Consider the following 23,751-nt stretch of genomic DNA (forward strand, 5'->3'; position numbering starts at 1 on the left):
ATGTCTCAAACAATCACACTATATGTGGATGGTGCTTGTCGTGGAAACCCTGGCTTGGGCGGTTGGGGTGCATATGTCATTACAGAAACCCAGCAGCACAAACTCTATGGCGGGGAACTGGAAACCACCAACAACCGTATGGAGCTGACGGCAGCCATTGAAGGCATTCAGTTCTGCCCGGCAGAGGCCAAACTGATTCTCTGGACCGATTCCAACTATGTCAAACGCGGCATGACCGAATGGATTGCCGGCTGGAAAAAGAAAAACTGGAAAGATGTGAAAAATCCGGACCTATGGCAAAAACTGGATGCCATCTGTCAGGGTCGTGAAATTGAATGGCACTGGATTAAAGGTCACGCTGGCCATGCTGGCAATGAAATGGCCGATCAGCTGGCCAACAAAGGGGCCGATCTGGTATTTGCACAGCAGGTCAAAGTGACGCCGGTACAAATCATTACTGAAGATAAAAGCGCTGAGTCTGAAGTCATCCCGCCGGGCACGGCTAAAAAAAAAGCAGAATCTGACTGGTTGCTCGACGACCCTTTTGGCTTCGATCTAGACGACAGCCAACTAGACGTTGAAGTCGAAGAAGAACTGCTAATGGTGCAGGAGGATCATCTCAGTCTGACCCAGCACAGCATTACCGTGACGCAAACCCTCAGTCAAAATGACAGCCCGAATCAGAACGAAGTCCTGATCCAAGATGAAACCCAGAACCAGAGTGCAACAGCGCCAGCAAACACGTCATCGCATCCCCATATTGTGATTACCCCGGCCACGGTTCAGGCTTATGGTCCACGCCAGCTGATTCTGGATACGGAAACCACCGGTTTTTATTATCAGGATGGTGACCGGATTATTGAAGTCGGCGCGATTGAAATGGTCAACCGCAAACTGACCGGCAGCTCGATTCATATTTATATCAACCCGGAAAAACCGGTCGGTGAATCGGAAGTGGTGCACGGTATTTCGGATGAGTTTTTAAAAGACAAGCCGAAGTATGCCGAAATTGCTGCAGTGCTGTATGACTATTTAAAAGGCGCGGAAATTATTGCGCATAACGCCACCTTCGATATGAACTTCCTGGATATGGAGTTTAACCGCTGTGGTCTAGGCGATTTATCGGCGGTGTGTGAAGTCACCGATACCCTGGTAATGGCCAAAAACAAGCATCCGGGACAAAAGAACTCGCTCGATGCCTTAGTGAAGCGTTATGAAATTCCGGCGCGTGACCGTACCTTCCACGGCGCCTTGCTCGATGCTGAAATTTTGGCCGATGTCTATCTGGCCATGACCGGTGGCCAGGTATCCTTTGATATGGATGCCCTGTCAGCTCATCATGAAGAACAAAGCGGTGAATCGGGTCGTCGCAGCATTGAAGTGGAATTGCCGGTGATTCTGCCTTCCGCCGCAGAGCTGGAAGCACATGAGAATTGGGTCAAACAATTTGAAGAAAAGCATGGACAGCCCTGCTTTTTTGCCAAATAAAAAACCGACGATTGTAATTTTTTGTATTTAATCTGTTCCTAGTTCAGTTATAGTTAAGATAAACAGGTCTGCTGTTTTTGCAGCAGGCCCATAAACAGATAAAACACTAGGAAAGGTGCAGATACATGTCTTACCAAACCTCTATTCATTTTGATCCGACTGCGTTACTGATAATAAAAAATGAGGTTGATAATTCAATCAAATTGGTGGAATCCGCAGTCAGCACCTTGGCAGAAGATCAGACTTTACCTTTCGGGATTGATGATGCCCTTAACCAGTTTGAGCAATGTGCCCAGGTACTGGCCCTGATTGATATGTCGAGCCTGGCAAAAATTGCCCAATATTCAGCAGAATTAATGCGCAAGATTATGGGGAATCCGGCGCAAATTAAAACTGAAGACGTGATTGCCTTAAGTGAAGGCACCACCATGCTCAAGCGCTACATCGAATTTATTTGTCTGCGCGAAGTTAAAATTCCACAGTTCCTGCTCGATACCTTAAACCGTCTGGAACGTGCCTTGGGTAAACCACTCACCCAGGAAGGCCAGCATATTGAATCTCTGCTGGACTGTATTCACCCGGAATTCAAATTGCCACAAGCACCCGGTCTGGAAAAATCAGGCTATGTGCATCAGCTGTATAAACTGTCACTGTACAAACTGCTGAAGCAGGAAGAATCCGAGCTGGATCTGCAAGCCATGAAACTGGTCGGCACCTATTTAGCCGGTCTATCCGCCCAGCATCCAAGCCAACAATACTGGAATCTGGTCTATGTGGCGTTAAACCAGATTGATAACCTGCTGCTGAATGAACCACGTTTACGCACCTTAATCAGTATTGAACTGAATATGCGTCAATACTTTGCCGCACCAGACAGCTTCCAGGCCCAGTTAAGTGATCTGGCCAACATCCTGAGCCTGTGCATTAGCCAGGAAGATCAGGTGGCCCAGCACATCCGCGAACAGCTGAATATTGGTGAAGACCTGCTGACTGACACCCAGTTACAGGTCTTCAGCCGTCATCTGTATGGTCCGGATTTTGAAACCATGCAGACCATCAGTGCTCTGGCGACCAGCGAAATGGCGCAGATTCGCAATGACATCGAATACAACTACCAGAACATGACCCCTGAAAAAACCCAGGAGTTGCAAGCCAAGCTCAAAGATCTGGCCAATATCTTTAAAGTGCTGAACCTGAATGAAGCCCACCGTGATCTGCTGGTTCAGGCCGACGCCTTGAGTCAGGCCGAAGTGCTCAAAGAAGAAAGCTTTGCCCAGCAGCTGATGAACACCATTTTATCAGCGATGAACTCGATTGGGGTGCTGGAGCGTCATCATACCTCTAGCCGTTTACAGCTGCGCGTTAACAACATGCACATTTCGCTGGACCGTTTAGATGAAGCGCATGAAGTATTGCTGAGCGAAACCAAAACCTTAATTGATCTGGCTCAGCAGATTCTGGTGCAGCACGTTCAGGATCAGGATGTGCGTTTATTGGAAAACACCTGTACCCAGCTGCGTGAAGTGGCCGGTGCCCTGCTGTTCCTGAATGAAGAAAAAGGCCAGCAGGCGCTGCTGACTGCCGCTGACTTTATCTATCGTAAATGCGAAGCCGGTGAAACGCTCAGTAGTGACGAGCTGAATGCCGTGTTAGACACCTTGGCCGGTGCCGACATGCTGATTGACAATTTAAAAAACAAACAGCCTGTTTTACAGTCGATGTTTGATGTAGCATTGGCAAGTAGCGAAAAACTGAAAGCTGTAGCCTAATGTCTGAACTCTCACTTGCCTATATTTTTCACCAACAGCAACTGCTGGTCGATGAACAGTTTCAACTGCCCCGAGTTGAAAAATTAGCAAGTGACCTGTCTACGGGCAATCAGGTGATTGCCCGCGACTTACTCCCCGATGAGCCCATTCCTGAAGGCTATCAATTATTGCCAATTCGCCAGCTGTTACAGTTCTGGAACAGTGCCGAATTTGAACAGGCCAGCCGTGCAATCCAGTTGCTAGAATGGCGTCGTAATCACCGTTTTTGCAGCCACTGCGGCCATCCAACCGAAGCGCATGCCACCGAATATGCCATGGTTTGCCCGGTCTGCCAGTATCGCCAATATCCACGTGTACAACCCTGTGTCATTACCGTCATTACCCGCGGTGAAGATGAAATTCTGCTGGCCAAAAATGCGCGAAACACCACCAATATGTATGGCCTGATTGCCGGTTTTGTTGAGGTGGGAGAAACCTTGGAAGAAGCGGTACGCCGTGAAACCGCGGAAGAAGTCGGTATCCAGCTAAAGAATATTCAGTATCTGGCCAGTCAGCCCTGGCCTTTTCCAAGCAACCTGATGATTGCCTTTAAAGCCGAATATGCCGGTGGTGAACTGCAGTTACAGGAAGAAGAAATCAGCGATGCGCAATTCTTTAAATTTGATCAACTGCCGAATATTCCGTTCAAAGGCAGTATTGCCCATGCCATGATCAAACACGTGACCGAAGGCTCTGCCGTCGCAGACGACAGCAAAGCCTGGCTCTAAAGAGACGCTACTCAGGAACTTAGTGTTTCTTCCAGCGCCTGCATAATCGTGTGCTTGGTCTTAAAATAACGGCTAAACAGACTCGATACCGAGCCCATAATACTGACATGCCCGGTGCGTGGAATGGTGATCAGCTGACTATGATTGCCATGCTTGTTTAGCACATGATCAAAATCAACCGCATTACTCAAATGCACAATCTGGTCATTCTCAGCCACCAGCAAATAGTGACGAATGTGATTACTTTCCACAAAGTAATACGGCATCACATCATGATAAGGAATGGTCTGATCAAATGCATCGGCACAAAGCGGATCATCTTTATAGTCAAAATGATAGGGACCAGCCAAGCCAATCGCAGCCCGAATATTGTCTCGGCAGTTCAGCGCATAAGGCTGCGGATGATACAGCACCGACATGATATTAAACGCACCGGCCGAGTGCCCCATTAGGATAATCTGATCAGTGTTAATCCTTAACTCTGCCTGCTGATCATGCAGATAGTTCAGTGCCAAAGTCAGGTCATCAATATAGACCGGAAAAATATTCTGCGGCGCCAGTTGATAATTAATGACGGCAACATCAAAACCTTGTTGGGCAAAAGCTTCGCCAACAAAGCGATAATCTTTTTTATCACCCCGTGACCAGGCACCACCATGGACAAAAACAATTAACGGCTGCTGGGGACGTGGCTGGGCAGTCCGGTACAAATCCAGCTGATGGCGTTCATTCGCTCCATAAGCCAGATCGTTCTCTACCGTATAGCCCTGTCGTGGAGTCAAACGGTTCAGGGCATAACTGCCAAAATCATACAGGCGGAATTCCTGATATACACTTTTGGCCTGAACCAGACGATATTGCAGCTGCGTTTTAAACTGGAACAACTTAGAGCGCATTCGTTGGCTCGATCTGGTCCGGATCAATGGCGACCGGGGTTTGTACATCCGGCTGTACATTCATCATCGGGCTGGCAAAACCAGAAGATGTGGCCTGTGAGGCTTCAATATTGTCAATTAAGGTCACAATTTTGGTGACATTACCGACCTGCTGTAACACCTGATTTAAATCGGCGATTTCCGCATTATTCAAACGGCCCATCACATACAGCACGCCATCTTCGGTGTGAATTCGCACTTTACTGTCGGAAACCACCGGCGCTTTCATAATCAGGCCACGGGTATTGGCGGTCACGGTGGTGTCCTGCATGATGGTGCTATAACCAATCTGGTTGCCCACGGCAATATAGTTGTGTACGGTTTTAACATCGCTCATGGCGCGGACATTGTCTTCCGCCAACTGCTTCAAATGTGCATCTGGCACCTGACCGGTCAGTAATACATTGCCGTGGAAACTTTCAATATTAACGCGTGACTGTTTAAAACGGGCATCCAGCTTATATAAATTAATTTTTGCTGTACGTTCAATGGAGTTATCAATAAAGACCTGGCCAAGTGAGCGTGCGCCACTTTCCGTTCCTACAGGTGCAGAACCCGTACCACTGGAAATAAAACTTGCACAGCCGGATAAACTTGCCACACACAGCACTGTGATTGCGATACGATTTAACACTCAGCAAGACTCCTCATTACTTATTCATTTCTGTTTTCAAGCATCTTTGCTTCAATTCTCTTCAAAGATTAATGAACTCTGAATCAAAAGTAAAAGCATTTTCAATCCATTGCAGATCATACGTGAAATTGGAAAAATCTTGCTGTACTGTTTTTGCAATTTGTTCAGTAAAATCAAAACAAATCACATCAAATCGACAATAAAAATCCTGTAATTGTGCAGAATTGCTCAAATAGGTCAGCGCAGTTTTAATCAGCTTTTGCTGCTTGGAGATGGAAACCACCTCCACCGCCCGGCCATAATCGCTAAAAGATCGCGCCTTTACCTCCACAAACACCAGCTGCTGATCCTGCCGGGCAATCAGGTCGATTTCACCATAACGGCAATGGTAATTGGCCGCCAGAATCTGATAACCCTGCTGCTCTAATAACATTGCAGCCTGCTGTTCGGCCCACTGGCCTAGACGCGCGCGCTGACTGGCCATTTACAGGATCTGCACCAGCTGTTTCTGCTGCACATAACATTTCGGAATACGCTGAATCTGGTTGTCCTGAATCCGGATTAAACCGGTTCGCCCTTCAAACTCGATGCGGTTTAATTGTGGCTGTTTCAGATAATAATTGGCGATCTGCCAGGCATCTCCACCAAAGGCCACCAGCCGCTGAAAAGAAAAGTGTTCCGCCTTGGCCGCCTGAATCCCGGCCTGTACATCTGCCCATTGGGACTGATATAAAGCCGGCGCATCACAAAACTGCAGGCCTTGCGGTAACTGCTGCTGTGACTCGACGGCATTGGCCAGACTGTATAAGCGCTTTTTGGGCAACCTGTTCTGGCGATTGATCCAGCCATTCGAACCCAGCAATAACACCCCCTGCTGACGTTTCAGCCATCTCGGCGGGCTGTCCACCACCTCCACCGGATAATCCAGCTGCGACACCAGAGACATCAATAACAGCTCATGTTCAGCTTCGGTGCCGGGTTCACGCAGAATATACAGATGATTAATCTGATCTTTCTGGAACAGCTGTTTTAAGGTCTGTGCATCATCTTTTTTTGACAGGCTAAACTGTAGCACCCGTGGATGCTGCTGGATCACCTCGTTTAAGGCCAGTGTACGCACTTTGGGCCGCAGCGCAATTAACTGCTCAACATCGGCACGTGCCAAAGGTCCAATCACCACCCGGGTCTTGGCATTGACATGCTGACGCAGCAAGGGACCAATTTTGCGCTGCTCGGAATTAATCAATTTAACCGGCATCTTCTCACCCGATGCATGATAAGCGTGCATAAAACCCTGCTGAATACTGAAACCGGCTCGCGCCATAGGACCCGATTCAGGTAGAATGACCAGAATCTCGGCCTGGGCGACTGAAAGTCCTGCGCCCAACAGCGCCGTGGTAATGATTGCTTTTTGAAGCTGTCTTTTATTGTTATTAATAATTTGCCTAAACATGGAGAAACCTTATGAGTGCTCAGTTATTTGTTGTAGCCACCCCAATTGGGCACTTAGACGACATGACCTACCGGGCGATTGATGTTCTAAAGTCTGTAAATATTATTGCGGCAGAGGATACTCGGACCTCCGCTCAATTATTAAAGCACTATAATATATCAACTCCGTTAACGGCGTGCCATGAACATAATGAAAGTAACAAAATTGATATATTGGTTCAGCGCCTGCTGAACGGCGAAAATATGGCCCTGATTAGTGATGCCGGTACTCCGCTAATTAGCGACCCCGGTTTTAAACTGGTCCGCGCCGCACAAGAACACAATATCCGGGTGATTCCGGTTCCGGGAGCCTGTGCCGCAATTGCAGCGCTGAGTGCGGTTGGTTTACCGAGTGACCGCTTTAGCTTTGAAGGCTTTTTACCGTCAAAACAGTCACAGCGTATCTTGAGTCTGGAAAAACTTAAAGACCAGACTGCGACCCTGATTTTTTATGAAGCGCCACACCGGATTCTGGACAGCGTTAAAGATATGGCCAATATTTTCGGGGCCGAGCGCCCGGTCGGTTTTGCCCGTGAAATTACCAAAACCTTTGAAACCATCAAGAAGATGACGCTGGGTGAGCTGGTCAGTTTTATTGAAGCCGATCATCATCAGCAAAAAGGTGAAATTGTACTGGTGGTGGGTGGTGCAACCGCGGAAAAAGATCTGGAGCAGGAAAAGCTGGATCAGCTGCTCACCCGACTGCTACAGGATTTATCGGTGAAAGCAGCGTCACAGCTGGCCGCCGATTTAACCGGGATCAAGAAAAAAGTGGCTTATCAGCGTGCGCTGGAACTGAGCCAAAACCGCGATGACTGATTCTGGCTGTTGATTCGCAATAAAAAAGCATCACTCCGGTGATGCTTTTTTCTTATTCGCGTGCAGCCTCATCTGGTGGGACTTCAGTAATTTTTCCCCCACGTGCCAAGAAGGCCGCAATTTCATCTTCTAACGCTTGGCGTTGCTTCTGTTTAGCGGTTACGGTTAAGGTTTCTGCTTCCGCCACATCACCATCGTTTACGGCATCTTCGCTGTCCAGTGCACCTTTTTCAGCCGCTTTTGCCTCATCGTCATCGACGGTGGTATCTTCTACATCATCATAATCGTTCATATCCGTCATTTTAATCTCCCCGCAAATGACCTCAATTGAGTCCTGGTGAACGTTGTCATGCAATTAGGAAGAAATTTATCAATCTCTGCGCCTTTCGCCTAGAGGTAAAGACGAAAAAATCGTGTCTTTTTTAACCAAATTCGTAATCATGTATTAATGAATGTTTAAAAAATAACTATTTCTAGCTAGACCGCATACCGCGTGTCTTTCAGCAGATGCAAACCATTGGCCTGCGCCATAAAAGCATCTTTTAACACCGGCAGCTGTTCAACCTGCTTCAAGCCAAAATTACGTCCCCAGACCAGCGGGAATAACTGGGTGGTTTCCAGCCAGCCTATTGCAGACATGCTGTGCATCATTGCATCATTTTGACCTTTACGACGATGCTCATAACGCTTCAAGGTCTGCTCATGCGCCCAGACCCCACGTGCCCGGTCATGCAGCAGAACATCACACAAGACTGCGGCATCCAGACAGCCAATATTGACGCCCTGCCCGGCCAGTGGATGAATCACATGCGCCGCATCGCCAATCAGTGCCAGTCCCGGCTCAACATAGTGCTGCGCAGCACGGGCTTTTAAAGGGAAACGGGCACGTGGTGTAGCTTCCAGTACTTCACCCAACATATGATGGCTTTCACGGGTCAACAGCTGGGTAAATTCCTGATCGGATAACGCGGCATATTCTTCTGCATAATCCTCTGGTAGCGTCCAGACAATAGATTGCCAATGGCCATCCTGTTCAGGCTTGAGGCTGCTCATTGGCAGGTATGCCAGTGGACCGGTTTCCAGAAAAATCTGACGCGCCACATGCTGATGCGGCTGGACAGTTCGAATAGCACAACTGATGCCTGCCTGCTGATAATCCAGCACATCCAGATCAATAAAGGCCTGTTCGCGGACAAAGGAATTGGCCCCATCTGCGCCAATTAACAGTTTGGTGCTGAGCTTCGTACCATCGGCCAAGAAAATATGCCAGACGCCAATGCCCTGCTCAATCCGGGTGACTTTGACCTGGGTACGATAATCCTGAATCTGCGTCAGCATGGTTTGCTGAATGGCCAGATTTAAAATACTCGGCTCCACCATTGAACCTAGCACCTGATCCACTCCGGGTGTTTTTTCTGCCGGCTGACCAAAATTGATTTCGCCATAGCCATTTTTATTCCAGACCTGCATGCCGGTATAAGGCTGCTGACGCGCCAGTTTATCCCAAACACCCACATTTTTTAGCAAGTGGATAGTGGCCTGACTTAAAGCCAGTACGCGCGGATTGGCCACGCTTAAGGTTTTTTCTGTATCCAGAATTGGCGCGGCATCCAACACTGTGGCCTGTACCCCACCTTGGGCCAGTAATAATGCAGTTAAGCCACCGACCAAACCACCACCCACAATAACGGCATCTAATACGTGTGCTGTCTGGTTCATGCTTTTAGTCCCATGGCATAGTTGGCAACAAGTGGTTTAATTCCCGGAATGGTATCAAAGGCAATCAGACCGGTATTTCTGAGTAGTTTCAGCACCGGATTCTGGTTACTAAAGCCACGCACCACGCTGTCACAGAATTTGATCACGCGCTGCTGATCGGTCAGACGGGATTTTTCATAATCTTGCAGCATGGCGGCATCGCCCAAATCGGCCTGTTGAGCCAGCTGTTCTTTTAAATAACGCACCAACACATAAGCATCGCGCATACACAGGTTAAAGCCCTGTCCGGCCACCGGGTGAATGGTATGTGCCGCATTACCCATCAGTACTACTCGGCCCACTGCCTGTTTTTCTGCCAGCACCTGCGAAAGCGGGAAGCTAAAACGGCGTCCGGTTTTCTGGAATTTTCCAGCCCGATCGCCATAAGTCTGCTGCAAGGCATTAAGGAAATGCTGGTCATTGTCTTCCCCCACCCATTCATGTTCCGTGCCTTTTTTCACCGGCCAGACCACCGAACGACGATATTCACCCGGCAAAGGCAATAACGCCAGCGGACCTAAAGGACTGAAACGCTCAAAACCGACATGATTGTGTGGTTTAGAGGTTTGTACGGTGGTTACAATGGCGACCTGATCATAATCATGTTCATCCACCCCAATGCCTAGGGCTTTACGGCAGAATGAATCGCGGCCATCGGCAGCAATCACCAGTTTGGATTGCAGTTTTAAGACTTCACTTCCACGCTGCGCTTCCAGATAAGCCAGATCTGCATCTTGGTTCAGCGAGGTGACTTTTACCCCATCAATCAGTTCAATTAAAGGCTCTGCGCGCACCTGAGTCAATAACACCCGGCCTAACCAGGCATTTTCAATCACCTGTCCAAAACTTTCGACTTTTTCCTGTTCAGCTTGCAGACGCGCCTTCCCAAAACTGCCCTGCTCGGTAATGTGCACTTCCAGAATCGGGACAGCATGTTCCTGTAAGGCTTCCCATAGGCCCAGTTCCTGATAAATCTGTACGCTACGACGCGACAGCGCACTGTTTCGTGCATCAAAACTGGAGTGATGCGGGGCAAGATTGGCATCATCATAATTCGGGTATTGAATTGCTTCGAGCAGTTTGACCGCAATATTGGATTTGGCCAACATGAGCGCCAAACTCAGCCCCACCATACCGCCGCCCACGATGATGACTTCTTGTTGCATGCTTGAATCCTTATTTGTGGTATCTCAAAAGTTTAGATACATCTTAATCATGATTGATTTTATATTACATCAAGGGATTGGATTTTTATAATGATTCGTGTGGATGGCTGGAATTTCTGAGCTTCAGCGCTTGCGTGTTCTGACCATAAATCCCGTTTAAAAGATGTTATTCCATAAGATGACACTGGAATGGTATGCAATATAACATCTATACAAAGCCCGGAGCGCCAGACTTAAGCTGAGCAAGCGACAGCCCTAACGTAGATAAAATAAATTAAAGAATTCGTATCAGCTGTATGCTATTCATTGTAGAAAATTTAAAACATGAAGAAATTAGAACTTATCTTTTTAGTCGTTTTAATCTTGGTTCTGTTGTGGGGCATACAATGGATGTTTCATGGCTTTCCGGCCGCAAGTTAAGTCTTCTATTATTCAATCTAAAAGCCATACTATAATTTCTTAAAATAATTAGAATGTTAGGATAATAAATGGATCATACTGAACGTTTTATTACAGCATTTTACTACGCTGTCGCCGGGATTTTTTTGGGGCTAGGGTTAGCAATTTTTTCATCCCTCTATCTCAGCCTTACAATAAGCTCAGTTAAAATTGTAATTTTTACAGTCATTTGCTGTTTTGTTTTAGGCTATGTATTTCCTCATAGCGTTGGCAATATTTTTAAATGGGTTTGGCATATTTTCGTGAATTAGTCTGGATGTCTATCTCTATTTAATCCATTAACGCTAATTCAAAATCAAAAAAGCCGATCTTCTGACCGGCTTTTGAGCTGTACGGCTTTTATTTGGTCGCAGCCATCAACGCTTCAATCTCGTCTACAGTTTTCACTACTTTCGCAGTTAAGTTCAGTGGTCCATTTTTGGTCGCGACAATATCATCTTCAATCCGGATGCCAATGCCACGCCATTTTGGATCTACCGTTTCATCATCCGGGGCAATGTATAGACCCGGCTCAACCGTAACCACCATACCGGCTTCATAAGCACGCCATTCGCCATCAACCTTATAAGTTCCGACATCATGCACATCCATGCCCAGCCAGTGGCCTGTACCATGCATATAGAACTGACGATAGCTTTCTGACGCAATAATCTCGTCCAGATCACCCTGCATAATGCCTAAATCAAGCAGGCCCTGCACCAGAATACGTACCGCAACATAATGCGGTTCTTTATAGGAGTTGCCAATCTGTACGGCATTAATTGCTGCAAGCTGAGCATCTAGTACAAGGTTATACAGCGCTTTTTGCTCGGGGCTGAATTTGCCATTCACCGGAAAGGTCCGGGTAATATCTGAAGCATAGAACTGATATTCACAGGCGGCATCAATTAACACCAAATCGCCATCTTTCAGTTCTTTGTCGTTCTCTACATAGTGCAGAATGCAGGCATTTTCACCACCACCGACAATACTGTTATAGGATGGAACACAGCCATTTCGGCCAAATACATAGTTCAGTTCGGCTTCCAGCGCATATTCCATCATACCTGGCTTAACCGTTTGCATGGCCCGGGTATGCGCTTCGGCAGAAATATCTGCCGCAATTTGCATCAGTTCCAGCTCTTTGGTGTCTTTGTGCAAACGCATTTCATCGACCAGACGGTCGAGCTGCACCACCTGCGCTGGTGCCGAGGTACCACGGCGGCTTTCGCCATTGGCAGCTGCAATCCATTTGGCCACCCGCGCATCAAATTCGGCATTCTGTCCAATACGGTAAAAGAGCTGGTCTTTATCCAGCAGTTTTTCCAGAATTTCTTCATCGAGCAGGTCAATGGCATAGGCTTCATCGGCCTCATACTGTTCAATGGCGCCATCAATACCGGCGCGATAGCCATTCCAGATTTCCATCTCCCTGTTACGTTCGCGGCAAAACAGGCTATAGGTATAGCCTTCATCTATAGATTCATAGGTTTCAATGACCGCGACCGCTTCAGGTTCTGCAAAGCCGGTCAAGTAGAAGAAACTGCTGTCCGTTCGATATTTATAGTCAGCATCCCGGTTACGCATGGCCACCGGACTGGTGGCAATAATGGCAATACTGTGTGGGCCCATCAGTTCAGCCAGACGGTCACGACGTTCTTTAAATTCTACCTGGGTCAGTTTCTTCATTAATTTTTCTTCGCAGCCTAAATAAAGGGAGGATGGTATCGCCCGAATCAGCTCGGACGATGTGGGGTAAACATTTCTACAATACTGCCACTTTCTGGCGCAGCCACCTGACGTGACTTGGCATGTACGTTTTGTAACAAAGAACTTTCATCAACCGCTATTTTCTTGCGGCCAACCGACAGGCTCACCGGAATCAGGCGGACAAATTCATATAATTCCTGATAGCTTTCTTCGCCTTCTTCATCATTGTCCGAGTCTTCAAACTCGACTGCTGCCACATCTTGCAGATGTTCAATCAGCTCCAGCTCATCGCTGCGGATATGTCCGGACGCCAGGCCAAAGCCCAGAACTACGCCGGCACACCAGTCGGCCAGCGCCTGTACCCGCTCCTGTAATACGTGTTCGTCATCCGGTAACAGGGGCAGATAATCCAGTTCATCTTCAGATAAAGCATGCGCTACATCTTCCGCTTCGCCGGTTAAAATATCCAGCGCTTCCGGACTAAGTTCGGGCACATTCAGGGTTGCCAGAATCTGTTGCCACTCGGTTTCAGTTGGTGCATTTGTCACACAAACTATACCGGTCAGTAAACCATGTAACTCACTTGGACTTGAAATTTCTTCAATCGTGGAAAAATTGCGGTACCATTCGGACCAACCTGAAATATCGTCTTGCATTCGCTTATCCAATCTCTATACTTCGTATATATTACCTTTGTTTGCAAGACTGTGCGACCACGATATGTTAGAAGAATTACAGCGTCTACAGGCGCATATTGGTGTTTTAAAAACACGACTTGCGCATTATGAGAGTGAAACTCAATCTTTAGCTGAAGCCAAGCAACAGGCTGAAGAGCAGCATCATGCACAAATTGTGCAAAGAAATGGGGTGATTACCCAAAAACAAGAAGAAATTGAGTCTTTAAGTGAACAGCTCAGCACCAGTCAGGCCCAATTTCAGCAGTTGAATCAGGATGCGACCGCATTGGCGGACCGTTATAGCCGTCTGGAAAAAAGCTGCACCGATCTCAAAAACCGCTTTCAGGAATTGCTGGCCGAACGTAACGAGCTACGCGTCATTAAAGAAAAGTTGCAGAATGAACAGCGTCAGACTTTGCAGAATGTGCAATCTTTGCAGCAAGAACGTGAGCGTTTATTGCAGAAGAATGAGCATGCCAAAGCCAAAGTCGAGGCAATTATTCAGCGTCTGGCCATTTTAGGAACTGCACAAGACCAGAATGCCCAGGAAATTCAGCAATTGGCCCATCCAACTGATGTCAGCGAGGAAGCTTAAGCATGAGTGAACAAATTCCTGTAGATTTACGTGTTTTAGGACACAGTTTCAAGCTGGCCACGACTCTTGAAAAACGGGCGGATCTGGAACGTGCAGCAGAATTACTGAATGAAAAATATGATGAATTTCGTCGTAAAGCACCACGTATGGAACCAAGCAAGCTGATTATTATGGTGGCCTTAGAGCTGATGCAGGAAGTGCTGTCGATGAACAAATCCCTGCAGGAATATGCCCATTGTGAACGCTTGCTGGCCACAATTCTGGAAGAAGTCGAAACACTGACCGAATAAGGCTTTGACTTGCATAAAGCCTGTGCAAATGACACTTAAATTTACAGTTCTGTAGGCCGATAGGTTTGCGTCTAAAGCTGAATCCTTTATACTGAGTCTAACTCTGAGGTGTTCGCCAGCAGGTCTATTCCCCTGCCGATACTTAAACTTATGGATTGCGTTCTGTATATTTAGAGTGCATGCCCACCCTGAGTGGGAAGCCCAGCAAGTATACGTCGCGTCCACCTTGAACTCATCGGGTTCAGGGTAACGACACATGCAGCGGCACCGTCGGAGGGTTTAGCTGATTGATCCCCTATTCAGTCCTAAGAACTTCTAAATTTCCTCTTTTTTATAATTATTTATTCTCTCGTTCTAATCTTTTAAAGCTTCAAACTAACCGTTAAGCCCTCTTGTAGATACAACCCATCTTAAAAGAACGCCATCCCGAATTAAATCAGTAAGATCGATTTGATTAACATCTTCACAAGATTGCAGTTCAGCAAAATTTTTAAGCAGACGACTTGACTGTAGAACGGATGCAATTCCGCCCACTATGTTTTGCTTCATAAAGTTTATTATCTGCAATTTTTAGTACTGCAGGGCTTTGTTGCATAAAGATTTTAAAGATAGAGCTTTCCTAAGTTGTTTAAATTTAAGTGACAACTTGGGTATGAGCTCGGCCTAATTCCATAAATTTATTTAATACTGCCACACGTGCATGAATCTCATTCACCTGGCTTTGAAAACTCCGTGCACTGAGTTTATCTCCCAATAATTTGATGCAATGCATCTTGGTTTCTACCAAGCTTCGGCGATGATACCCAGACCACTTTTTCCAAATTGCTCTTCCTAGGCATTTAACCGTTTTCAACAATTCATTTCTTTCTAAAGATCTCAGCTTTTTGTCTTTCCAGGGCTTCGCATTTTTTCTTGGCGGAATCACCGCATGTGCCTGTCGATCTGAAATGACTTTTCTGCAGTGTTTCGTGTCATAAGCACCATCTGTATAGACAGAATCAATCTGCTCATCAAGTGGAATTTGATCAAGTAAATCTTCGAGTACTTGTGAATCACTGACATTGTTTGTCGTGAGCTGAACGGCCCGTATTTGCAGCGTTTCAGCATCTATACCAATGTGAAGTTTACGCCATTGGCGACGATATTCAGGCTGATGTTTCTTACGTTTCCATTCACCTTCACCTAAAAACTTCAAGCCAGTAGAGTCGACGAGTAGGTGGAGACCATCACGACTTTTCTGATAGCTTATCGCAATATCAATATGCTTTTGTCTTCTACAAATAGTCGAATACGAATATCACTGATATTCGGGGCTGCTCAGCCGCAAAGTTTAATGAGGCTCTGAACAAAGCCAGTGACCATGCGTAAAGTGAGTCTAAATAGAGATTTGATCATCAAACAGCATTGAATCGCTATGTCGGAGTAGGTTTGACTTCGACCTTGTTTGCCTTGAGGTTCTGCATACCATTGTGTTTTTGGATCGAACCAAATGGCAATATTCCCACGATTAATGAGAGCTCGGTTATATGCGGGCCAATTGGTTGTGCGGTAGATTTTGTGTGTAGGCTTCTTCATTTGGAAATTATATTGCCGAAGGAGTCCTTAAGAACAGCTTTGTGCAACAAAGCCATGGAAAAATGAAAATGTATAGCTGCAATCAAAATCGTGGGCAGAAATTTAGTTTTATTGCCTTATAAAAAAGAATCACTAATTCCCTCAGCCTAGCCTGCTCTTTTGAAGATGAGGGAATTAGCGAATGATAATTTAAAAAATTATAAAAATTTTACTTTAAATACGATTAATTAAGGATGCTGACTAAACAAATCAAAAATCACTTTTCTTAACCACTGATGACTGGTTTGGTGATGACAAGACGTATGCCAATATTGTCGTACAGGATAGGTTGGAAAATTCAAAGGCGCACTCACTACTTGTAAATTCCCGCGTGCCAATAACACCTCACTTAAATAATAAGGCACTGTCGCAATCATATCGGTTTCTTGCACAATTAAACCGACCCCTAAATAACTTGGGATACTCATTAGAATATTACGTCTTAAACCACGATTGCTTAATTCATTTTCAATATGGTAGTGACCTATACTGGTATCTACATCGACATGCGATTCACGAATATAAGCTTCAACATCTAAACTTTTTTCACAAATACGTGGATGATCTTTACGACTAATCACCACATAATATTGTAAAAATAATTGCTGCTGATAAAAACCCTGCTCTAACTCAGGTAAAAAACCAATCGCAAAATCAATTTCACCATTTGCCATTTGATAACTGGTTTCACGGGTAATAGGACGAATTTTAATCCGCACTGAAGGTGCATATTTTTTTAAAAACTTGGTCAGTTTTGGCAATAAAACCAAATGCGAAACATCGGTCATTGCCAAGGTAAATAATTGATCGGAATGTGTCGGATCAAAATCGACTTTAAAATTATTGACCGTTTCAATTTTATTAATAATTTCACTAATCGGTGAAAAAATCTGTTTCGCCAACTCTGTAGGCAACATTTCATTGCCAACCCTTAAAAATAATGGGTCATTAAAATGCTGACGAATTTTATTTAAACAGTTACTAACCGCAGGCTGACTCATGCCCAATGCATCTGCTGCTGCAGACACATTTTTTAATTTATATACATAGTAAAAAATCTGTAGCAGTTTGCTATCTAACTTAAACATATCCATCTTTCCTTAGAATCAGTTTCACTGCTCAGTTTTCATCCTTATTTAACGCCAAGCTTTTAATTTAGAGCTATGCCCAATGCCCACATTAAAACAATTGGTCGGATCCAATTTTTGATAATGCTGCTTTAAGGCAGGCTTCGCCACATATAAATGCCCAACATTATGCTCTGCAGGATACTCTGCCCCACGTGCATCAAGCAATGACCACATTTGATGTTCCATCGCCAACGGGTCTACGCCTTTTTTAATAATATAGTCCTGATGAAAGACATGACATAAAAAATGACCATAATACAACTTATGTATAATCGCCTGCTCCAACTCTTCGGGCAAGGTTTCAACCCATTGCTGATCATTACGTCTTAACGCAATATCTAAAGCAACAATGTCTTCCACTTCATTTCGATGTGTATCACGATAACGAATTGCAGCACCTGCCACTGCAAAGCGATGCAGAAAAGCCTTGCGGCCTTCATCTTCATTACATAGAAAAAAACCGCCGGAATTGCGCGTGATAAAATAATCCATTAAAAACTGCTGTACTGCCGCAACATCTTGCTGCTCAATGCGCAAAATTAAATGATGTTCATACAAATCACGAAATTGGTTCATGCGTTCTGGTAAATGATTTGGCAGTAGTTTCGTGAACATTTGCAAAACTTTATCCGACAATCCACGCATGCCCCAACGGGTTAGAAAACCATCAACTTTATCTTTCATGGCAAAAGCTGCAGGTACTTTACTGGTGCCAAACTTCTCGATAAACAAGAAGCTGTCTTTGCCATATTCTGCACCAATGTCATAGGCATCTCGATGAATATACTCGCCAGCAATCGGTACACGCGGCAAATCACGTAATAAAAAACGGCGAATCGCGGTTAAATCATCCTGCTGATTGCTGCCGATATAAAACACCTGACTCGGAATTTTCTCAAATGTATCCAAACGCACTGCAAACACACAGACTTTACCTGCCGAACCCGAAGCTTCAAACAAACGGCTCGGGTCGGCATTAAACCGTGCAGGCGTATCGGCATCGACTTGGGCAACATCATGCACGTAACGCTGATCTGAAGCACAACAATGTTCCGAATATTCAATATCTTCAGGGCGATATTGTTGTTGCTCAAGTTTGGTTAAAATTTCTTCTGGCGAGTTCCCTAAATTCACCCCCAAATGATTGATGAGTTGCAACTCGCCCAGTGCATCGACTTGTGCATATAAGGCCAACTCAGTATAGGCAGGGCCACGTCTGACCAACGCACCACCTGAATTATTACATACCCCGCCCAACACTGAAGCGCCAATACAAGATGAACCAATGACTGAGTGTGGCTCACGCTGATGTGGCGCCAATTGTTGTTCCAAAGCATCTAGCGTTGCACCAGGCAAGCAAATCACTTGCTTGGCATCGTTGATGAGCTGAATACCTTTTAAACGTTGGGTGTTGATCAAAATTACAGGACGATCATAGTCATCACCAAAAGGGGTAGAACCACCCGTGAGTCCAGTATTAGCAGCTTGCATAATAATAATGCAATCAGCCGCCACCGCCACTTGTAACACTTGCCACTGCTGCAATAAAGAACCTGGCGTAACCACCGCAAAAACTTGTCCTTCGCCAAAACGTCGCCCTTGACGATATAAACGAGTATCTGATTCATGGGTCAATACATGCGCTTTTCCCACAATATCGACCAAGTTTTTGAGGGTTGCTGCAGCATCAAATTGTGTTGCAGAAGAAATTGTCTGTGGCATAGTGTACAAGTCCTGAAACAAGGTGAAAAATACAATTAAGCGATTCAGCCAAATGCATCGGTTGATGGATTGATCGCTCCTGTTGGCAATTTAGCCTTTCAGTTCACGCTCAAGTTGTACCAAGCAATCTGAGTTAATCGCTTGAATGTTTTTAGCACCCGTTAAGGTCATTGCGACTCGCATTTCTTTATCAATCAATTCGAGTAAATTACTCACACCCGCCCCACCTGCTGCACCTAGTGCATAAATAAAGGCACGTCCGAGCATACAAGTATCCGCACCCATCGCCAACATGCGCACCACATCTAGGCCATTACGAATACCTGAATCCACTAGAATTTTTAGATCTCCTTTTACTGCATCAGCTATTGGCGGTAAAGCACGTGCAGTCGAGAGCACACCATCCAACTGACGACCACCGTGGTTAGACACCACAATTCCATCAGCCCCAAAACGAACAGCATCCTTAGCATCTTCAGGGTCTAAAATGCCTTTAATCACCATCGGGCCATCCCAAAATTCACGAATCCACTCTAGGTCTTTCCATGAAATGGATGGATCAAAGTTATTGCCCAACCAACCAATATAATCTTCCAGTCCAGTCGGCTTGCCCAAGTATTTGGAGATATTGCCCAAATCATGTGGGCGGCCGAGTAAACCCACATCCCACGCCCAGTTTGGATGCATCACTGCTTGCATATAACGGCGCATGGCCGCATTTGGCCCACTCATGCCCGAATGTGCATCACGATAACGTGCACCAGGCACAGGCATATCTACTGTAAAAACCAATGTTGAACAGCCAGCTGCTTTGGCACGTTCCAAAGCATTGCGCATAAAGCCACGGTCACGTAACACATAGAGCTGAAACCACATTGGGCGAGAAATGGCAGGTACCACTTCTTCAATTGGACACACCGACACTGTAGATAATGTAAACGGAATACCCTTTTTGTCTGCTGCTACCGCAGCCTGTACTTCACCACGGCGCGCATACATGCCTGTTAAACCGACTGGCGCCAAAGCCACAGGCATCGACAAAGTTTCATTAAATAACGTGGTTTCTAAACTTAAAGCCGACATGTCATTTAATACACGTTGGCGCAAGGCAATTTGTGAAAGGTCTTCTACATTTCTTTTTAGCGTTTGTTCCGCATACGCACCTCCATCTATATAGTGAAATAAAAATGGCGGTAAACGGCGTTTAGCTGCTTCGCGGTAATCATTCGCAGAAGAAATAATCATGGCGCTATCCTGTTTAATCGACTCGCACGCTGACGACGCGCATCTTCCTCGTCTATCATGCGTACTTGTTGAACTACAAATTCAATATGTCCACACACTGCCGCACGGGCAGCTTCTGGATCCTGACGTTCAATTGCATCCATCACTTGAAAATGCTGATCATGCAACTGATCGAAACGGTGGGCTTCGGTATAAACTTTACGTCGACCCAAAACCACGTTGTATTGCAACAAATCAAATAAGCCGCGCATCATTTGAATAAGCACCAAATTGTGCGATGCCTCGGCAATTGCCAAATGAAACTTGGCATCGGCAATTGCCGCCTGATCATCATCACCCAAAATTTGAAAATGGGCGATTTGCTCATAACAAGCACGGATTTTTTTCAAATCCTCAGCGGTTGCCCGCTGTGCGGCATACCATGCCGTACCACCTTCAAGCACCATTCGTGCTTCCTGCACATCAAAACGATAAGCAGGATCTTCATCAATCAGGTTACTTAAAGGCTGCACAATTTGATATTGCGACCAATTGGTTGGCAGCTGTTGCAAAAAAGTACCCGCTCCAACTTTGCTGACCAGCATGCCCTGACTGGTCAATTGCTGAATAGCCTCACGCAAAGAGGAACGGGAAACCCCGAGTTGTTCACACAACTTTCTTTCGGCAGGCAATCGGTCTCCGACTTGCATCTGATTTTTTTCAACCAGTGTGCGCAGGTCTTGAACAACTTTGTCGGAAACTTTCATGCGGCTATCCTCTTGTGCATGTGGTTATGGAATCATCCATGGGAACACATAAGCTTGTAGAGTGATAATAATACCGATCATTACGGTGAACGTGATACTGTGTTTCACGGTAAAGCGGAATAAATCCGATTCTTTACCGACTAAACCGACTGCGGCACAGGCAATTGCAATCGATTGCGGCGAAATCATTTTTCCTGTAACACCACCACTGGTATTGGCGGCAACAAGTAATACTTCTGGCACACCAATTTGCTGTGCAGTTGTGGCTTGCAAGGCAGCAAATAAGGCATTGGCTGATGTGTCTGAACCAGTCAGGAATACCCCAATCCAGCCTAAAAATGGCGAGAAGAAAGTAAAGGCATTACCTGTATGAGCCAAAGCCAATGCCAAGGTGGCAGACATACCTGAATAATTGGCAATAAAAGCAAAAGCCAGCACCATACCAATGGAATAAATCGGTGTTTTTAATTCATTGATGGTTTCTGCAAAGGTTTTCACCGCTTCACGTGGTTTCATTTTTAAATAAATGATGGTGATGAAAGCCGCAATCATAATTGCAGTACCCGTGGCACTCAGCCAGTCAAACTTGAAGATGGCATCGTAGTCTTTGACGTCTGCCACCACAGGCGGCATTTTTTGTACCAGTTGATGTAAAAATGGCACCTTGATGGAAATGACCCAATCATGCATTGCACCATCTTTAGCAAATAAATCTTTGAACGGTTTGATGCTCCAAATGGTGACCATCACCGTTAAAATTGCAAAGGGTGACCATGCTTTCACAATCTGACCGATGCTGTATTTCTGCTGCTGTTCTGCAACCAAGTTGGCATCTACTTTTGTGTCTGCATCGCTAAAACGGAAAATGTGTTTTGGCTGCCAGAATTTAAACAGTACTGTTAAGCTCACCAACGATGCAATTGCAGCGGTAATATCTGGCAACTCTGGTCCAACAAAGTTAGAGGTCAAGTATTGTGCAATTGCAAAAGCACCACCACCCACCAATACCGCAGGCCAAGTTTCTTTCACACCGCGCCAGCCATCCATAATTGCCATGATCCAGAACAGCACAATAGGCACCATAAATGGCAACTGACGCCCAACCATCTGGCTAATTTCCATGGTTTCTACGCCTGAAACCTGACCCGCCACAATAATTGGAATCCCCATTGCGCCAAACGCAACCGGTGCGGTGTTCACAATCAGACATAAACCCGCAGCGTATAAAGGTTTAAAACCCAAACCTACCAACAAAGCTGCAGTAATTGCCACTGGCGCCCCAAAGCCCGCTGCACCTTCTAAAAATGTCCCAAACGCGAAGCCGACTAATAGCATCTGAAGACGCTGATCTTCTGTAATCGAAAGAATAGATGAGCGAATAATGTTAAATTGCCCTGTTTTTACAGAGATTTTATATAAAAATAATGCGCCAATAATAATCCATGCGATTGGCCACAAACCGTAGAAAAATCCATAGATCAATGAAGCAAAAGCCATTGGTGCAGGCATGCCATAGGCAAATAAAGACACTAATAACGCCAAAATCACCGTAATTGTTCCCGCAACACTTCCCTTTAAGCGAAATACAGCTAGTGCCAAAAAGAAAAAAATAATCGGGATTGATGCAATAAGACTCGAAATCCAAATATTTGCCATTGGATCATAGATCTGTTGCCAATGTTGAAGCATTGTCATCTCCTTGAAATGCTCACTCAAACGTAAACATAGGTCTAAGCGTAGAGGTAAAATTCTAATTTTGGTCTGACCAATATTGAAATGAAAATCAAAATACCCTCAATATTTGCAACAAATAATAGTTTTATACAAATAAATGTCAATATTGGTCTGATTATTTATTTAAATGGTCATACCAATTTAAATTAAGATGATCTATGTTTGCAGCATAAAAAATGCGGTGAAGAAAAATTTAAACTTTGTTTTTTCTGTAGTTTTTAAAAGGAGGGAAAAACCAAATTTATTTCGCACAGCTTTATACAACTTTAGTCCAATACAATGGAATCAGTGTGCTTTCTTCTAAGATGAATTGAACGCTTGATAAAATGAATCGTAGATAAATTCAGCTCAAGTGGCCGCTATTCGGTTTAGAAAACATGTTGGTTAAAGAATATTTTAGACAAAAAAATAACGCCATTGTTGACTGCAACAATGGCATTATCGTGTATTTATAACAGCAGATCATAAGCTTATCTGTGGGCTTAGCCTGTCACCCCACGTTTAGACGTTTTAAACGCGAAATATGCAAATCAATTTGCCCTGCAATTTCAGGTAAAATTTGCTTTAAGAACTGGCTATAGTTCATTGCATCTTCTGCTCTTAATACGCCTGCTTGTACCAATTGTTCCTGCTGTAGCAACATACTTTGTACACGGTTTAAATCAGGTTTTTGCCCTTGGCTTAACCCTGTACTAATTTGCTCAAAGCCTAAATACAACTGATCACGTTGCTGGATTAATTGCTGCATTTCAACTGCAGATACCGCAGCACGCTCTAACATAGCGTTTGTTTCAATTACATTTTCAGATTCATCTGAAAATAGACTTTGCGTTGTTTCTATCTCTGTGGAAGCTGCGTTCGGTTTCACCCATACTGTTTCCGAAACAGTCTTATTCGGCGGTTGAAACATATACACCACGGTAAACAACACCGCGACAGCCAAAACAAAAAAGCCAATACCGAGCCATCGAGTCCCTTTCATGTGCACGCTCCATAGGTAAACCATTCTAAAATGCGCTCATT

The 23,751-nt window shown here is 45.2% G+C and carries 21 protein-coding genes, 1 other RNA gene and 1 pseudogene; 7 read left to right on the top strand and 16 right to left on the bottom strand.

Annotation, left to right across the window (positions count from 1 at the left end; translation table 11 throughout):
• From dnaQ to nudC, 3 genes are all read left to right on the top strand, one after another.
• Nucleotides 1–1,488 (top strand): DNA polymerase III subunit epsilon, encoded by a 1,488-nt coding sequence (gene dnaQ, locus FTU55_RS06160; RefSeq protein ID WP_005179215.1) that lies wholly within the window; start codon nucleotides 1–3, stop codon nucleotides 1,486–1,488.
• Nucleotides 1,489–1,613: 125 nt separating this feature from the next.
• Nucleotides 1,614–3,257, top strand: coding sequence for a hypothetical protein (locus tag FTU55_RS06165; RefSeq protein WP_005179216.1), 1,644 nt, complete (start codon nucleotides 1,614–1,616; stop codon nucleotides 3,255–3,257).
• The gene (nudC, locus tag FTU55_RS06170) at nucleotides 3,257–4,024 is read left to right on the top strand and encodes an NAD(+) diphosphatase (RefSeq protein ID WP_075167710.1); all 768 of its coding nucleotides are present in this window, start codon (nucleotides 3,257–3,259) and stop codon (nucleotides 4,022–4,024) included. The genes FTU55_RS06165 and nudC overlap by 1 nt, the downstream gene beginning before the upstream one ends.
• A gap of 11 nt (nucleotides 4,025–4,035) precedes the next feature.
• On the opposite strand, the gene FTU55_RS06175 is transcribed toward nudC, so the two are convergent.
• The 4 genes from FTU55_RS06175 to FTU55_RS06190 all read right to left on the bottom strand — a co-directional run bounded on the left by FTU55_RS06175 (nucleotide 4,036) and on the right by FTU55_RS06190 (nucleotide 7,046).
• Nucleotides 4,036–4,920, bottom strand: coding sequence for an alpha/beta hydrolase (locus tag FTU55_RS06175; RefSeq protein WP_180046516.1), 885 nt, complete (start codon nucleotides 4,918–4,920; stop codon nucleotides 4,036–4,038).
• A complete protein-coding gene (locus tag FTU55_RS06180; protein ID WP_163141546.1) occupies nucleotides 4,910–5,593 on the bottom strand; it encodes a BON domain-containing protein in 684 nt (227 codons plus the stop codon). The genes FTU55_RS06175 and FTU55_RS06180 overlap by 11 nt, the downstream gene beginning before the upstream one ends.
• Before the next feature lie 61 nt (nucleotides 5,594–5,654).
• Nucleotides 5,655–6,077: a YraN family protein gene (locus FTU55_RS06185; protein WP_075167708.1), complete on the bottom strand. Its 423-nt coding sequence runs from the start codon at nucleotides 6,075–6,077 to the stop codon at nucleotides 5,655–5,657.
• Nucleotides 6,078–7,046, bottom strand: coding sequence for a penicillin-binding protein activator (locus FTU55_RS06190; RefSeq protein WP_180046517.1), 969 nt, complete (start codon nucleotides 7,044–7,046; stop codon nucleotides 6,078–6,080).
• An 11-nt stretch (nucleotides 7,047–7,057) separates the two neighbouring features.
• On the opposite strand from FTU55_RS06190, the gene rsmI reads away from it, so the two are divergent.
• Complete coding sequence (gene rsmI / locus FTU55_RS06195) at nucleotides 7,058–7,903, top strand: 16S rRNA (cytidine(1402)-2'-O)-methyltransferase (protein ID WP_168384607.1); 846 nt, start codon at nucleotides 7,058–7,060, stop codon at nucleotides 7,901–7,903.
• Nucleotides 7,904–7,955: 52 nt separating this feature from the next.
• Here rsmI and FTU55_RS06200 read toward each other — a convergent pair whose 3' ends face one another.
• The 5 genes from FTU55_RS06200 to FTU55_RS06220 all read right to left on the bottom strand — a co-directional run bounded on the left by FTU55_RS06200 (nucleotide 7,956) and on the right by FTU55_RS06220 (nucleotide 13,631).
• Nucleotides 7,956–8,204 (bottom strand): hypothetical protein, encoded by a 249-nt coding sequence (locus FTU55_RS06200; protein WP_016659239.1) that lies wholly within the window; start codon nucleotides 8,202–8,204, stop codon nucleotides 7,956–7,958.
• A 176-nt stretch (nucleotides 8,205–8,380) separates the two neighbouring features.
• The gene (locus tag FTU55_RS06205) at nucleotides 8,381–9,622 is read right to left on the bottom strand and encodes an FAD-dependent monooxygenase (RefSeq protein ID WP_180046519.1); all 1,242 of its coding nucleotides are present in this window, start codon (nucleotides 9,620–9,622) and stop codon (nucleotides 8,381–8,383) included.
• Nucleotides 9,619–10,827, bottom strand: a complete 1,209-nt coding sequence (ubiH, locus tag FTU55_RS06210) for a 2-octaprenyl-6-methoxyphenyl hydroxylase (protein ID WP_180046521.1) — start codon at nucleotides 10,825–10,827, stop codon at nucleotides 9,619–9,621. The genes FTU55_RS06205 and ubiH overlap by 4 nt, the downstream gene beginning before the upstream one ends.
• A gap of 798 nt (nucleotides 10,828–11,625) precedes the next feature.
• The gene (pepP, locus tag FTU55_RS06215) at nucleotides 11,626–12,954 is read right to left on the bottom strand and encodes a Xaa-Pro aminopeptidase (protein ID WP_177155879.1); all 1,329 of its coding nucleotides are present in this window, start codon (nucleotides 12,952–12,954) and stop codon (nucleotides 11,626–11,628) included.
• A 47-nt stretch (nucleotides 12,955–13,001) separates the two neighbouring features.
• Entirely contained in the window at nucleotides 13,002–13,631 is a 630-nt protein-coding gene (locus FTU55_RS06220; protein WP_168390703.1) for a UPF0149 family protein, read from the bottom strand.
• A gap of 64 nt (nucleotides 13,632–13,695) precedes the next feature.
• Between FTU55_RS06220 and FTU55_RS06225 the strand changes: the two genes are divergently transcribed.
• The 3 genes from FTU55_RS06225 to ssrS all read left to right on the top strand — a co-directional run bounded on the left by FTU55_RS06225 (nucleotide 13,696) and on the right by ssrS (nucleotide 14,818).
• The gene (locus FTU55_RS06225) at nucleotides 13,696–14,247 is read left to right on the top strand and encodes a hypothetical protein (RefSeq protein ID WP_005179239.1); all 552 of its coding nucleotides are present in this window, start codon (nucleotides 13,696–13,698) and stop codon (nucleotides 14,245–14,247) included.
• A gap of 2 nt (nucleotides 14,248–14,249) precedes the next feature.
• A complete protein-coding gene (locus tag FTU55_RS06230; protein ID WP_005179243.1) occupies nucleotides 14,250–14,537 on the top strand; it encodes a cell division protein ZapA in 288 nt (95 codons plus the stop codon).
• Nucleotides 14,538–14,634: 97 nt separating this feature from the next.
• Nucleotides 14,635–14,818, top strand: a non-coding RNA gene (ssrS, locus tag FTU55_RS06235) — 6S RNA.
• 353 nt (nucleotides 14,819–15,171) lie between these two features.
• On the opposite strand, the pseudogene FTU55_RS06240 reads toward ssrS, so the two are convergent.
• The 7 genes and pseudogenes from FTU55_RS06240 to FTU55_RS06270 form a co-directional block, all read right to left on the bottom strand.
• A pseudogene (locus FTU55_RS06240) lies at nucleotides 15,172–16,112 on the bottom strand (IS5 family transposase).
• A 227-nt stretch (nucleotides 16,113–16,339) separates the two neighbouring features.
• On the bottom strand, nucleotides 16,340–17,239 hold the full coding sequence (locus FTU55_RS06245) for a LysR family transcriptional regulator (RefSeq protein ID WP_004970549.1): 900 nt from the start codon (nucleotides 17,237–17,239) through the stop codon (nucleotides 16,340–16,342).
• Between the two features lie 48 nt (nucleotides 17,240–17,287).
• Complete coding sequence (dld, locus tag FTU55_RS06250; RefSeq protein ID WP_179996991.1) at nucleotides 17,288–19,003, bottom strand: D-lactate dehydrogenase; 1,716 nt, start codon at nucleotides 19,001–19,003, stop codon at nucleotides 17,288–17,290.
• A 90-nt stretch (nucleotides 19,004–19,093) separates the two neighbouring features.
• Nucleotides 19,094–20,248, bottom strand: a complete 1,155-nt coding sequence (lldD, locus tag FTU55_RS06255; protein WP_016659249.1) for an FMN-dependent L-lactate dehydrogenase LldD — start codon at nucleotides 20,246–20,248, stop codon at nucleotides 19,094–19,096.
• Nucleotides 20,245–20,994 carry a transcriptional regulator LldR gene (lldR, locus tag FTU55_RS06260; RefSeq protein ID WP_005179260.1) on the bottom strand — a complete coding sequence of 250 codons (750 nt, stop codon included), beginning with the start codon at nucleotides 20,992–20,994 and terminating at the stop codon, nucleotides 20,245–20,247. Before lldR ends, lldD begins: the two co-directional genes overlap by 4 nt.
• A 24-nt stretch (nucleotides 20,995–21,018) precedes the next feature.
• Nucleotides 21,019–22,689: an L-lactate permease gene (gene lldP, locus FTU55_RS06265; protein ID WP_171499828.1), complete on the bottom strand. Its 1,671-nt coding sequence runs from the start codon at nucleotides 22,687–22,689 to the stop codon at nucleotides 21,019–21,021.
• Between the two features lie 529 nt (nucleotides 22,690–23,218).
• Nucleotides 23,219–23,710, bottom strand: a complete 492-nt coding sequence (locus tag FTU55_RS06270; protein ID WP_228278776.1) for a hypothetical protein — start codon at nucleotides 23,708–23,710, stop codon at nucleotides 23,219–23,221.
• Nucleotides 23,711–23,751: the final 41 nt, after the last annotated feature.

Source organism: Acinetobacter sp. YH12117, from assembly GCF_013418865.1.
Classification (GTDB): domain Bacteria; phylum Pseudomonadota; class Gammaproteobacteria; order Pseudomonadales; family Moraxellaceae; genus Acinetobacter; species Acinetobacter indicus.